The organism is Pantoea sp. T14 (genome assembly GCF_036663535.1).
Classification (GTDB): Bacteria; Pseudomonadota; Gammaproteobacteria; order Enterobacterales; family Enterobacteriaceae; genus Pantoea; species Pantoea phytostimulans.
In genome coordinates this window covers 1-13,973 of sequence record NZ_JAWUEB010000015.1, presented here as the reverse complement: position 1 = coordinate 13,973, position 13,973 = coordinate 1, and the positions used below count along the sequence as shown (strand labels likewise).

Genomic DNA, 13,973 nt, shown 5'->3' with positions numbered 1-13,973 from the left:
GCTGACTGGGTAACCGGGATTGCCGCCAATGTAACTTCGCGCTTAAATGCCGACGAAAAATAATCGCATTCGGCACCGATTACCTGCCGGTAAGGTTCTACCGGCCATCGTGATTTATCAGCAGCGCCTGGCAATACACTATGCCGCCGCGCTGCCCCGTTGAGAAGAATTCACTCATGTCTAATCCCATTTTAGAAGAGGTGGCACGCCGCCGCACCTTCGCGATCATCTCGCACCCCGATGCCGGTAAAACCACTATTACCGAAAAAGTCTTGCTGTTCGGACAAGCAATCCAAACCGCCGGTACAGTAAAAGGCCGTGGCTCCAACCAGCACGCCAAATCTGACTGGATGGAAATGGAGAAACAGCGCGGCATCTCCATCACCACCTCAGTGATGCAGTTCCCGTATCGTGATAGCCTGGTTAACCTGCTGGATACCCCAGGACACGAAGACTTCTCGGAAGATACTTACCGCACGCTAACCGCCGTTGACTGCTGTTTGATGGTGATTGATGCCGCGAAAGGCGTCGAGGATCGTACCCGTAAGTTGATGGAAGTAACACGTCTGCGCGATACGCCGATCCTGACTTTCATGAACAAACTTGACCGTGACATCCGCGATCCGATGGAAGTGCTGGATGAAGTTGAGAGCGAGCTGAAAATTGCCTGCGCGCCCATTACCTGGCCAATTGGCTGCGGCAAATTGTTTAAAGGTGTTTATCACCTTTATAACGATGAAACCTATCTCTACCAGACCGGTAAAGGTCACACCATTCAGGAAGTGCGCGTTGTAAAAGGACTGGATAACCCCGATCTTGATGCAGCGATCGGTGAAGAGCTGGCTGCTCAGCTGCGTGAAGAGCTGGAGCTGGTGCAGGGCGCTTCGCACGAGTTCGAGCGCGAAGCTTTTCTTGCAGGCAAGCTGTCGCCGGTGTTCTTCGGCACCGCGTTAGGTAACTTCGGTGTGGATCATATGCTGGATGGTTTAGTTGCCTGGGCACCTACGCCAATGCCGCGCAAAACCGACACCCGCGTAGTCGAAGCTAAAGAAGAGAAGTTCACCGGCTTCGTGTTTAAGATCCAGGCCAATATGGATCCAAAACATCGCGACCGTGTAGCGTTCATGCGTGTGGTCTCCGGTAAATATGAAAAAGGCATGAAACTGCGTCAGGTTCGGACCGGAAAAGACGTGGTCATTGCCGATGCGCTAACGTTCATGGCAGGCGACCGTTCTCACGTTGAAGAAGCGTATCCGGGCGATATCATCGGGCTGCACAACCACGGTACCATTCAGATTGGCGACACCTTTACCCAAGGTGAAAACATGAAGTTCACCGGCATTCCGAACTTCGCGCCAGAGCTGTTCCGCCGCATTCGTCTGCGCGATCCGCTCAAGCAGAAACAGCTGCTGAAAGGCTTGGTTCAGCTCTCTGAAGAGGGCGCGGTACAAGTGTTCCGTCCTGTACATAACAACGATCTGATTGTGGGTGCGGTTGGTGTGTTGCAGTTCGACGTGGTCGTCGCGCGCCTGAAGAGTGAATACAACGTTGAAGCGATTTATGAAGCGATCAACGTGTCGACCGCGCGTTGGGTTGAATGCAGCGATGCGAAGAAGTTCGAAGAATTCCAACGTAAAAATGAGGTTAACCTCGCGTTGGATGGCGGCGATAATCTGACTTATATCGCGCCCACCATGGTGAATTTGAACATCACTCAGGAACGTTATCCTGAAGTGAAATTCCGCAAAACACGCGAGCATTAATCGTTTCACAGTAGCCATTCTATACGCTAAATAATTCGAGTTGCAGCAAGGCGGCAAACGCGTAAAGCCCGATGATCTTACCGTTGTAGGTGATTCGGGTGAGAAACAGCCGTTAACGCCTCTGCCGCTTGAAGGTGGATGGGTATACTTAAGAGTGGCTCTGTTTTCCCCTGTTACAGACTCTTCCTAAAAACACACCGTTTCGCCTATTTCGACCAGCTATCAACCAGTTACTCCGGCAAACTCCAAAATACCGACTATCATTGTTCTATCGGACGGCGAAAGAGACGTTTCTTCTCCTTGCGTCCAGTATTGCAGTAGCGCCGTTTGCTACTGTCGCGCCTACGGTTGTGGGTGAGTTAACTGATAGAAGGAATATATCGATGAAGAATACTAAGATTGCTAAAACCCTGATTGCCGCGATGGTAGGTTCTGCTTTACTGAGCGGCAGCGCGCTGGCTGAAGATTCAATGTCGCAAAAAGCACAGCAGACTGCAGACAGCACGGGTTCGAAAATCGATAGTTCTATGAAAAAAGTCGATGGTTTTATGGACGACAGCGGCGTAACTGCCAAAGCTAAAGCCGCTCTGGTAGATGACGAAGCCATTAAAAGTACGGATATCTCAGTTGAAACGCATCAAGGCGTTGTGACGTTAAGCGGTTTTGTCACTTCACAGGATCAGGCTGAAAAAGCGGTGGCCCTGGTGCAGAAGGTTGAAGGTGTTAAATCCGTCAGCGATAAACTACACGTTAGAGACAGCAAATCTCAGTCAATGAAAGGTTATGCAGGCGATGCTGCAACAACCAGCGAAATTAAAGCTAAGCTATTAGCGGATGACATTGTTCCGTCGCGCAAGGTGAAAGTTGAAACAACCGATGGCGTTGTTCAGCTCTCAGGTACCGTTGAGAACAAAGCTCAATCAGATCGTGCTGAAGGTATCGCAAAAGCTATCGAAGGCGTGAAAAGCGTTAAGAATGACCTGACGGTTAAATCTTAATGGTGAACGTGCGGCATTTTCGAATGCCGCACGAATAAGAAAACCCATCCTGGGCTCAAATAAGCAGTTCGATTTTCACTATTGGTAAGGAGAGGCTTATGTTTCGTTGGGGCATTATTTTTCTGGTAATCGCGCTGATTGCCGCAGCGTTAGGTTTTGGTGGTTTAGCCGGCACAGCAGCATGGGCGGCTAAAGTTGTCTTCGTTGTTGGTATTATCCTGTTCCTCATCAGCCTGTTCACTGGCCGTAAAAAACTTTAGCCGATGAGTCTTGCAGTTTAATGCGAACCAAGTACGCATAAAGCGGAGACCAGTCATCTGTAGCGAAAGGTGTGAGGAACGGAAATCCTCATCACGCTACAATGGGCAGGCGGCATTAAGCCGCCTGCCCGGTTAAGGAAATCATGACTGGTTCTCCGGAATGCTGCGAACAACAACGGAAAAAATCCCTCAGCCATTCTGACCGAGAACCCCTTTCGAGGTTCAGACATTGGGCATACGCATACCTGTCACACTTGGGGCGATCGAACCCCTTGCGCTTACACCGTTCAAAGCAAAAAAAATGGCGTTGGTGTGTGAAGGTGGCGGACAACGCGGCATCTTTACTGCCGGTGTACTAGATGAATTTCAACGCGCTAACTTCAATCCCTTTCACTTAATGCTTGGCACCTCCGCGGGTGCGCAAAACTTGTCAGCATTTGTCTGCGCGCAACCAGGCTACGCTCGCCGCGTTATTACGCGTTACACCACCAGTAAACTCTTTTTTGATCCCCTGCGTTTTGTGCGTGGCGGCAATCTGATCGATCTTGATTGGCTCATTGAAACCACCCGCAGTGAATTCCCGCTTGAAATGGCCACTGCGCAAAACCTGTTCAGCAGCGGCCGCGAGTTTTATATGTGTGCGTGCCGCAGCGACGACTATTCACCGGGCTACTTTGCGCCTACCCGCGACAACTGGCTAAACATCATTAAAGCGTCAAGCGCGATCCCTGGCTTTTACCGGCTTGGGGTTGATCTTGAAGGCATCAGTTATCTGGATGGCGGTATCAGCGACGCCATTCCGGTGCGGGAAGCGGCGAAGCGCGGCGCAGATACCATTGTGGTGATACGCACTGTGCCGTCGCAAATGTCTTATACGCCTAAGTGGTTCAAACGGATGGAGCGTTGGTTAGGTGAAAGCGCGCTGAAGCCGATGATCCATGTGCTTAATCATCATGAGCAGAGTTATCGGGAAATTCAGCAATTCATCGAACAGCCGCCCGATAACTTACGTATTATTGAGATCTTTCCGCCGCGTGCGCTGGCCAGCAATGCGTTAGGTAGCCGCATATCGTCGCTGAATCAGGATTACCATTTGGGACGTCGTTGTGGTCGCTACTTTCTCGCCACGCTGGGACAATGGTTGAGTGATGCCGAGCCGTTTATGCAGCATGCGGCAATTACGCCGCCTGCGCCGGTAGCGAACGCGCCGGACACGCGTGCCATCATCACGCCGCCGTTGGCGGGTAACGACGCCGATTACGATAAAGGATCGCTGGCATGAGATTTATCGACACCCATTGTCACTTCGATTTTCCGCCCTTCGTTGATGATGCGGAACAGAGCATCGCCCGCGCCGCCGAAGCGGGCGTAGAAAAAATCATTGTGCCTGCGGTGGATGTCAGCCGTTTCGCCGTGGTGTGCCAGCTGGCTGCCGATCATCCGGCGCTCTATGCCGCGTTGGGTCTGCATCCGATTGTAATTGAGTCGCACCAGGATGTGCATCTGGATAAATTGGAAGCCTACCTCAAGCAGCCACCCGAAAAGCTGGTGGCGATTGGTGAGATCGGATTGGATCTCTATCGCGAGGATCCGCAATTCGACAAGCAAGAGCGTTTGCTAGATGAACAGCTCAGGCTGGCAAAAAACTACGATCTGCCGGTCATTTTGCATTCACGTCGCACGCACGACAAGCTCGCACTGCATCTGCGCCGCCACGACTTGCCCCGGCGCGGCGTGGTGCATGGATTTGCTGGCAGCCTGCAGCAGGCGCAGGCGTTTATCAAACTTGGTTACGCTATTGGCGTGGGCGGCACCATTACGTATGAACGCGCCAGTAAAACTCGCCAGACCATTGCCCAGTTACCGCTGGAATCGCTGTTACTGGAAACCGATGCACCGGATATGCCGTTAAACGGCTTTCAGGGCCAGCCCAATCGTCCCGAACGGGCACGTCTGGTGTGGGAAACGCTGTGTAGCCTGCGCAATGAATCCCCGCAGCAGATTGCCGATGCACTGTGGCTAAACAGCCAAACGGTATTTCGGTTCCCCCGCTAAATCCTAAATCATTGAAATCACTGAATCTTGCTCAGGCAATTCATCTTCTGCTGTGCGGCATACAGCTATAATCCTTCTTTCCCACATTCGGCCGTGTGATTGACTAAGCTGAATACAAATACTGGCACGATTATTCAGCAAATGTGATAATAATAACATTGTCGCTGTTGGCGTATTGTTACGCTGGCAAGCTGTTATTTGTGATATATATCACTCTATCAGTACCGAATTTGCAGTCTGATCTTACCTTGATGTGACTCTCACCACATAAACCATCGGCTGCATTTGTTAGTATTATCACATTCACTCGGCCCGCTTGCTGGCCGCGACCGAACCTGTTGGAGAGCATCATGACCGATATTAAAGCGCAAGCACTGCGCGCGCTGAAACTGATGGATTTAACCACGCTGAATGAAGATGACACCGACGCAAAAGTCATTGCGCTGTGCCATCAGGCGAAGTCACCGGCTGGCAACACGGCCGCGATTTGTATTTATCCGCGCTTTATTCCTGTTGCACGCAAAACGCTGCGCGAGCAGGGTACGCCAGAGATTCGCATTGCGACCGTGACCAATTTTCCACACGGCAATGATGATATCGATATCGCGCTGGCTGAAACCCGCGCCGCCATTGCTTACGGTGCCGATGAAGTCGATGTGGTATTTCCTTACCGTGCGCTGATCGCCGGCAATACGCAGATCGGTTTTGATCTGGTGAAAGCCTGTAAAGAAGCTTGTGCCGCAGCGGATGTGCTGCTGAAAGTGATTATCGAAACGGGCGAACTTAAAGAAGAAGCCTTGATTCGTCAGGCTTCTGAAATTGCCATTGATGCGGGTGCAGACTTCATCAAAACCTCAACCGGTAAAGTACCGGTTAACGCGACGCCGGAAGTGGCGCAGATCATGATGAGTGTCATTCGCGATAAAGGCGTGAAGCAGCAAGTTGGCTTCAAGCCCGCTGGCGGCGTGCGTACGGCGGAAGATGCTGCGATCTATCTTCAGATAGCGGAAGAGACGCTGGGCGCCGAGTGGGCCGATGCGCGCCATTTCCGCTTTGGTGCTTCCAGCCTGCTGGCTAACCTGCTGAATACGCTGGGCCATAACAGCGAAACCAGCAAATCCGGTTATTAATTCTTTAGGCGGTCATTGGCCGCCTTTCTAACACCGACCTTCCCTTTGTAAGGGGGCTACCTTGTTCCTGGCTCAAGAAATCATCCGCAAAAAACGTGACGGCCACGCGCTGAGTGAAGAAGAGATTCGCTTTTTCATCAACGGCGTGCGCGATAACAGCGTTTCCGAAGGTCAGATTGCCGCGCTGGCGATGACCATCTATTTTCACGATATGACGCTGCCTGAACGTGTGGCGTTAACCATGGCAATGCGTGATTCCGGTACGGTATTGAACTGGAAATCACTGAATTTAAATGGTCCGCTGGTCGACAAGCACTCAACCGGCGGCGTAGGTGATGTTACGTCACTGATGCTTGGCCCCATGGTGGCTGCCTGCGGCGGTTACATTCCGATGATCTCCGGACGCGGCCTTGGGCATACGGGCGGCACACTGGATAAGCTGGAAGCAATTCCCGGTTTTGACATCTTCCCGAGCGACGATCGCTTCCGCCAGATCATCAAGGAAGTCGGCGTCGCAATTATCGGTCAGACTAATTCACTGGCACCGGCTGACAAACGCTTTTACGCCACGCGCGATATCACCGCCACCGTTGACTCTATTCCGCTGATCACTGCGTCGATTCTGGCGAAAAAGCTCGCCGAAGGTTTAGATGCGCTGGTGATGGATGTGAAAGTCGGTTCCGGTGCTTTCATGCCCACTTACGAAGCCTCGGAAAACCTGGCGCAGGCGATTGTTGGTGTGGCCAATGGCGCGGGTTGTAAAACCACGGCGCTGCTTACCGATATGAATCAAGTGCTGGCGTCTACCGCCGGGAATGCGCTGGAAGTGCGTGAAGCGGTGCGTTTCCTCACCGGCCAGCAGCGTAATCCACGCCTGCTGGAAGTGACGCTGGCGCTGTGCAGCGAGATGCTGATCTCGGGCAAACTGGCGGCAGATGACGCCGAAGCGCGTCAAAAACTGATGCAGGTGCTGGACAACGGCGCTGCTGCGGAGATTTTTGGTCGCATGGTGGCCGCGCAGAAAGGGCCAGTCGACTTTGTTGAGCGTTACGATGCTTATCTGCCGGCACCCACGCTAAGTAAAGCGGTTTACGCCGATCAGCCCGGTATTGTTAGCAGCATGGATACGCGTGCGCTTGGCATGGCCGTGGTGGGCATGGGCGGCGGGCGTCAACGGGCCAGCGACAGCATCGATTATAGCGTTGGCCTGAGCGACATGATCATGCTCGGCGAGCGTGCCGATACCGAGCGACCGCTGGCGGTGATTCATGCCAGCAGCGAAGCTAACTGGCAGCAAGCGGCAAAAGCCCTTAAAGCCGCCATTAAACTCAGCGACAGGGCGCCCGCCGCCACGCCGGTGGTCTATCGCCGCGTGACTGAAGCCGGTTAAATAATACAATCGGTGCCAGCCGCAAAGCATTCGGGTATACTGATCTGATCGCTTTTTTTTGACTTGTCACGCGCACAGGCGCAGGAGACTTGCATGAAACGTGCTTTTATAATGGTTCTCGACTCCTTTGGAATCGGCTCCAGCAAAGACGCTGAAAAATTCGGTGACGCAGGTTCAGACACTTTAGGCCATATCGCTGAAGCCTGTTTAAAAGGTGAAGCGGACAAAGGACGCAAAGGTCCGTTGCATCTGCCGAATCTGACCGCATTAGGTTTGGGTAAAGCCGCAGAATTATCTACCGGACGCTTCCCGGCTGGCCTCGATCCAGAGGCAAAAATCACTGGCGCTTATGCTTTCGCCAGCGAACTCTCTTCCGGTAAAGATACGCCATCTGGCCACTGGGAAATTGCCGGTGTGCCGGTTTTGTTCGACTGGGGTTACTTCAGCGACAAAGAAAACAGTTTCCCGCAGGAATTGCTGGATAAACTGGTTGAGCGCGCAGAGTTACCGGGCTATCTCGGCAACTGCCACTCATCGGGTACGGTGATCCTCGACCAACTGGGCGAAGAGCACATGAAATCGGGCAAGCCGATTTTCTACACCTCTGCGGATTCCGTGTTCCAAATCGCTTGTCACGAAGAGACGTTTGGCCTGGATCGCCTCTATGCGCTGTGTGAAATCGCGCGCGAAGAGTTGACCGAAGGGGGCTACAACATCGGCCGTGTGATTGCTCGTCCGTTTGTGGGCGATAAAGCGGGGCATTTTGAGCGTACCGGCAATCGCCACGATTTAGCTGTGGAACCGCCATCGGCGACCATGCTGAAAAAACTGGTAGATGAGAAGGGCGGTCACGTGATTTCCGTGGGTAAAATTGCGGATATTTACGCCGAGCAAGGCATTACCAAAAAGGTTAAAGCCACCGGACTTGATGCGCTGTTTGATGCCACGATCAAAGAGATGAAGCAAGCGCCTGATCAATCCATTGTGTTTACTAACTTCGTTGATTTTGACTCAACGTGGGGACATCGTCGTGATGTTGCCGGTTACGCAGGGGGGCTGGAGCTGTTTGATCGTCGTCTGCCGGAGCTGATGGCATTGGTGGAAGAAGATGACATTTTGATCCTGACCGCCGATCACGGCTGCGATCCTACCTGGGAAGGCACTGAACATACGCGCGAGCACATTCCCATTCTGATCTACGGCCCTAAAGTAGAGCCTGGCTCGCTTGGCTACCGCGATACCTTCGCGGATATCGGCCAGACAATTGCACACTATTTTGGCCTGTCCAGCATGGACTACGGCAAGAACATGCTGTAAAGCAGCTATTTAAAAAGGATAACGAACAATGGCAACTCCTCACATTAATGCAGAAATGGGTGATTTCGCGGACGTCGTACTGATGCCTGGCGATCCGCTGCGCGCCAAGCACATTGCAGAAACCTTTCTGGAGAACCCGGTTGAAGTGAACAACGTGCGCGGCATGTTGGGTTACACCGGCACGTACAAAGGTCGCAAAATTTCGGTGATGGGTCACGGCATGGGCATTCCGTCTTGCTCGATCTACACCAAAGAGCTGATCACCGATTTCGGCGTGAAAAAGATTATTCGTGTGGGTTCCTGCGGCGCGGTACGTGCAGATGTGAAACTGCGTGATATCGTGATTGGTATGGGTGCATGTACCGATTCGAAAGTGAACCGTATGCGTTTTAAAGATCATGACTTTGCAGCGATTGCTGACTTTGACATGGTGCGCAACGCGGTTGACGCGGCTAAAAACCTGGGCGTTGATGCGCGCGTAGGTAACATCTTTTCTGCGGATCTTTTCTATACCCCAGATCCACAAATGTTCGACGTGATGGAGAAGTACGGCATCCTCGGCGTGGAAATGGAAGCGGCGGGCATTTACGGCGTAGCAGCGGAATTTGGCGCTAAAGCGCTGACTATTTGTACCGTTTCTGACCATATTCGCACGCACGAGCAGACCACTGCGGCTGAGCGTCAGACCACCTTTAACGACATGATTAAGATCGCATTAGAGTCTGTCTTGCTGGGCGATTAATCGCGCGTTAAGTGCGGGATCGTTTGTCCCCCACCTCAGTCCTCCCCCACGCGTGGGGGAGGAAGACGCTGCCATATGCGAGTATTGAAGTTAAATGTGGCAGCGTCTCCTTCCCCCGCTTCGCGGGGGAAGGCCGGGATGGGGGACAGCGCGCAGATGAGATAGTTTGTCCCCCACCTCGGTCCTCTTAAGTGCGAGGTCGTTTGTCCCCCACCTCAGTCCTCCCCCACGCGTGGGGGAGGAAGACGCTGCCATATGCGAGTATTGAAGCTAAATGTGGCAGCGTCTCCTTCCCCCGCTTTGCGGGGGAAGGCCGGGATGGGGGACAGCGCGCACCTTCCATCTCGTAACATCTTCATTAAATGACACACTTTTGCCCAAGCTTGTGCATCTTCGCGCTGGCGCTGTGAGGAGAGCGCTTTATCATTAGCGCGACAACGAATAATAAACACACCGCTAAATAATGCCTCCTGATGAATTTTCGTAATTTCGAAGCTGAAGAAAAGCTGTTTGTCCGTCGCGCGGCGGCGGCCTTTGCGCTGGTCGTTATCTGTTTTACTGTTCTGGGTATCAACCTGTATCGTTTACAGGTGCGCGATCACAGCTATTACCAGACGCGATCCAATCAAAACGATATCAAAATGATCCCAATCGCCCCAACGCGCGGGTTGATTTACGATCGCAACGGCATTCCTTTGGTGCGCAATGTTTCCTGGTACGACATCACGCTGACGCCCTATAAAATCAACGACATGCAAGCCACGCTGAAAGCGTTGACGCCACTGGTTGATCTCACACCCGACGACCTGGAAAGCTTCCAACGCACGCTAAAACAGAGCAGCCGTTACAAGCCCGTGATCTTGAAATCCGAGCTCACCGACGAACAGGTTGCCCGTTTCTCAGTAAATCAGTTCAACTTCACCGGCGTTAGTATCGATACTTATCAGGACCGCCAATATCCTTATGGCGCTGATTTAGCGCATGTGCTCGGTTATGTCTCTAAAATCAATGATAACGACTACAAACGGCTGAATGAGCAGGGCATAGCGGAAAACTACGCAGCCGATCACAACATCGGCAAGCAGGGAATTGAAGGGTATTACGAGTCGGTGCTGCACGGTAAAACGGGTTATCAGGAAGTGGAAGTGGATAACCACGGACGCATTGTGCGAGTGCTAAAAGAAGTGCCACCGCTTGCGGGTAAAAACATTACGCTGACGCTGGATCTGCACCTGCAACAGTATGTTGAAAGCCTGCTTGCGGGTCAGCGTGCGGCGCTATTAATTGAAGATCCTCATGATGGATCGGTGCTGGCGATGGTTTCCAGCCCCAGCTACGATCCGAATCCTTTCGTCAAAGGCATCAGCTATAAAGCCTATGAAACGCTGCTACAGGATAAAAACCTGCCGCTGATCAACCGCGTTACTCAAGGTCTTTATCCTCCGGCCTCGACGGTTAAACCTTATATGGCGATGTCGGCGCTGCTGACAAAAGTGATTACGCCGCAAACCAGTTTCTTTGGCGCACCAACCTGGACGTTGCCCGGCACCGATCGGCGTTATCGTGACTGGAAAAAGAGCGGTCACGGCATGTTGGATGTCACTAAAGCGATTGAGGAATCTGCCGACACCTTCTTCTATCAGGTGGCGTTTATGATGGGCATCGACCGTATTCACACCATGCTCAGCCAGTTTGGTTACGGCAAACCCACCGGCATCGATTTGAACGAAGAGTATAACGGCCTGTTACCGAGCCGTGAATGGAAGCTGAAGGTCCATAAAAAAGGGTGGTATCAAGGCGATACGGTATCGGTAGGCATTGGGCAAGGCTATTGGATAGCGACGCCGATTCAAATGGTTAAAGCGATGGTCACGCTGATTAACAATGGTCACGTAATCGCACCGCATCTGCTGGAGAAAACGCAGCGTGGTAAGCTGGTTGAGATGTATCAACCGAAGCTGCCGCAAGCCCAGGTTGGTGAGGCTAATTCACCTTACTGGTCGCTGGTGCGCCACGCGATGTTTGGCATGGCGAATGCGCCAAACGGCACCGGTTATAAATACTTTCACACTGCGCCGTATGGCATTGCAGCCAAGAGCGGCACCTCGCAGGTGTTTAGCCTGAAACAGAACCAAACTTATAATGCCAAAATGATTCCGGTTCGCTTACGTGACCATATTTTCTACACCGCGTTTGCGCCATTCAACGATCCCAAAGTGGCAGTTGCCTTGATTCTGGAGAATGGCGGCGGCGAAGGCGTAACGGCCGCACCCGTCATGCGGCAGATTCTTGATCACATATTCATTCCGCCGACCACGCCACCGCCGGTGCAAATGGCGCAGCAGAAGCCATAAAAAAGGGGCTTAGCCCCTTTTTTAATTAAACTATATCCGTTCTCATTTTTTACTTAAATTATGGGCGATGTGGGTTTAATAAATTTTATTGAATTGATGCTGTTTTTACAGCGCCAGTTTAAATGACTGGCAAAAAAAAGAATTAAATATATTTGAAGTATAAGGTCTTGAAAGCTTCGCCTAATCAATAAGCAACGTCACACGTTGAGCTTCTAATTCAGGTATCAGGCGCATTAGTAAGAGCGATTGTATGTCGAAAGTTTCCAGGCTCTTACTCAGGTCAAGGCATGAAGACCAGACGTAACGATCTCATTACCCGTGCTGCGGGGCGTAGCAAAAATAGAGGTGGGATAAAGATAAAAACAGCCGGTTGGCTACCGGCTGTTTACCCTATTTTTTAAGCGCTTCAGTGACGTGGCTAATGGCACGAACCACTTCGGTAGAACTGTTGCGGATATCGGCAATCATGCCGCCCGCTTCCTGTGCGAGGATCACACCTTGATCGGCGCGTTTAAGGTTGGATTCAATTCCTTTTAACGCCTTATTCGCCAGTAGATGGTTCTGCTGCACCCTGTTCTCAATTTCCGTGGTGGCACGGTTAATATTAGCAGCCAGAGTGCGTACTTCATTAGCGACAACGGCAAAGCTACGTCCATGCGTTCCGGCACGTGCAGCTTCAACTGCAGCATTAAGGGCCAGCAGATTGGTTTGATCAGCAATACGGCGAATGCTCTCAACGATAAAGCCAATGCGATCGGATGAATCGCTCAGACCTGAGATATCCCCCGAAATACCGTGTAACTCGCCTGCCAGTTCGTTCATGGTTTGCACGCTGTTAGCAATAACGTCAGCGCCCAGTTTGGTGCTTTCACTGGTTTGCAGCGCAGTTTGATAAGCCTGCTGTGCAGCTTTACGCTCTTGCTGGTTTTTCTCAACCTGTGCGGTGACATCAGTGGCAAATTTCACCACTTTATACAGCTCACCGTTTTCGTTGAAAACCGGATTGTAGGTTGCTCGCAACCACAGGGTGCGGCCTTGCTTATCAACGCGTGGAAACTGACCAGAGACAAATTCACCCCGGTTCAACTGTTGCCAAAGTGCTTTGTATTCGGCGCTTGTACGCATCTCTGCCGAGCAAAATATGCTGTGATGCACTCCCTTGATTTCATCGATGCGATAACCCATGGTTTTAAGAAAGTTATCGTTGGCTTTGAGCACTTCGCCTTTCAGGTTAAAAGCAATCACCGCCATTGATCGCTCGATAGCGGTGGTCATTGAACGCTGCTCTTGCGCATCAATAATATGTTCGGTGATATCGTTGGCGAGTTTGACAATTTTAAACACGCGGCCGCTGCGATCTTGTACCGGCACATAGTTGGCTTCGAGCCACACCGGTAGACTGTTTTTGGCTACGCGCAGAAACTTATCGCTGAAACTTTCGCCGCGATTCAACCGCTGCCAGAAATCGCGATACGCTCTGGATTGAAGCAGATCGGGCGTACAAAACATGCTGTGATGCTGGCCTTTGATTTCATCCAGCGTATAACCCATACGCTCAAGAAACAGCGTGTTGGCGGTGAGAATGGTGCCTTCTGGTGAGAATTCGATCATAGCAATCGAATCTTTTAATGAATGCATTGTTGCCGATGAGTGCGCACGCTTTTGCCAGGCAAGGCGTGAAACGACTCCTGATGTAATGGTGGAGAACATGGTTGAACCTTTTTATTAGTGTTAGTCTTCATTACATTTTATCGGCGGTTGCGTTTAAAAATTCAGCGGATGTCGACTTGTTTACACAAAATTTCACCCATGATTCTTAGGGTTGATGGAAAAGGCGTCAGTCGATTTCAATTTTGTTAAAAGCGTTTGACGCTAAAAGTCAGTTAGGGTTTAATGCGCCCCGTTGCCCGAATAGCTCAGTCGGTAGAGCAGGGGATTGAAAATCCCCGTGTCCCTGGTTCGAT

General features: G+C 51.6%; 11 protein-coding genes. 10 read left to right on the top strand and 1 reads right to left on the bottom strand.

Annotated elements, in window-relative coordinates; translation table 11 throughout:
* Positions 1-176: 176 nt before the first annotated feature.
* The 10 genes from prfC (at position 177) to mrdA (ending at position 12,009) form a co-directional block, all read left to right on the top strand.
* Complete coding sequence (gene prfC / locus SC127_RS06000; protein WP_370661480.1) at positions 177-1,763, top strand: peptide chain release factor 3; 1,587 nt, start codon at positions 177-179, stop codon at positions 1,761-1,763.
* A gap of 383 nt (positions 1,764-2,146) precedes the next feature.
* Positions 2,147-2,761: a molecular chaperone OsmY gene (gene osmY, locus SC127_RS05995; RefSeq protein WP_215848218.1), complete on the top strand. Its 615-nt coding sequence runs from the start codon at positions 2,147-2,149 to the stop codon at positions 2,759-2,761.
* Positions 2,762-2,859: 98 nt separating this feature from the next.
* Positions 2,860-3,021 carry a DUF1328 domain-containing protein gene (locus SC127_RS05990; protein ID WP_003848537.1) on the top strand — a complete coding sequence of 54 codons (162 nt, stop codon included), beginning with the start codon at positions 2,860-2,862 and terminating at the stop codon, positions 3,019-3,021.
* 229 nt (positions 3,022-3,250) lie between these two features.
* Entirely contained in the window at positions 3,251-4,303 is a 1,053-nt protein-coding gene (locus SC127_RS05985) for a patatin-like phospholipase family protein (protein ID WP_243078966.1), read from the top strand.
* A complete protein-coding gene (locus SC127_RS05980) occupies positions 4,300-5,076 on the top strand; it encodes a TatD family hydrolase (protein ID WP_243078967.1) in 777 nt (258 codons plus the stop codon). The genes SC127_RS05985 and SC127_RS05980 overlap by 4 nt, the downstream gene beginning before the upstream one ends.
* A 350-nt stretch (positions 5,077-5,426) precedes the next feature.
* The gene (deoC, locus tag SC127_RS05975; protein WP_215845614.1) at positions 5,427-6,206 is read left to right on the top strand and encodes a deoxyribose-phosphate aldolase; all 780 of its coding nucleotides are present in this window, start codon (positions 5,427-5,429) and stop codon (positions 6,204-6,206) included.
* Positions 6,207-6,267: 61 nt separating this feature from the next.
* Positions 6,268-7,596 carry a thymidine phosphorylase gene (deoA, locus tag SC127_RS05970; RefSeq protein WP_243078969.1) on the top strand — a complete coding sequence of 443 codons (1,329 nt, stop codon included), beginning with the start codon at positions 6,268-6,270 and terminating at the stop codon, positions 7,594-7,596.
* Between the two features lie 93 nt (positions 7,597-7,689).
* Positions 7,690-8,913 carry a phosphopentomutase gene (deoB, locus tag SC127_RS05965; RefSeq protein ID WP_243078970.1) on the top strand — a complete coding sequence of 408 codons (1,224 nt, stop codon included), beginning with the start codon at positions 7,690-7,692 and terminating at the stop codon, positions 8,911-8,913.
* Between the two features lie 28 nt (positions 8,914-8,941).
* Entirely contained in the window at positions 8,942-9,655 is a 714-nt protein-coding gene (deoD, locus tag SC127_RS05960; protein WP_215845615.1) for a purine-nucleoside phosphorylase, read from the top strand.
* Between the two features lie 473 nt (positions 9,656-10,128).
* Positions 10,129-12,009, top strand: coding sequence for a penicillin-binding protein 2 (gene mrdA / locus SC127_RS05955; RefSeq protein ID WP_332625768.1), 1,881 nt, complete (start codon positions 10,129-10,131; stop codon positions 12,007-12,009).
* A gap of 390 nt (positions 12,010-12,399) precedes the next feature.
* On the opposite strand, the gene SC127_RS05950 is transcribed toward mrdA, so the two are convergent.
* Positions 12,400-13,719 carry a methyl-accepting chemotaxis protein gene (locus SC127_RS05950; RefSeq protein WP_332625766.1) on the bottom strand — a complete coding sequence of 440 codons (1,320 nt, stop codon included), beginning with the start codon at positions 13,717-13,719 and terminating at the stop codon, positions 12,400-12,402.
* Positions 13,720-13,973: the final 254 nt, after the last annotated feature.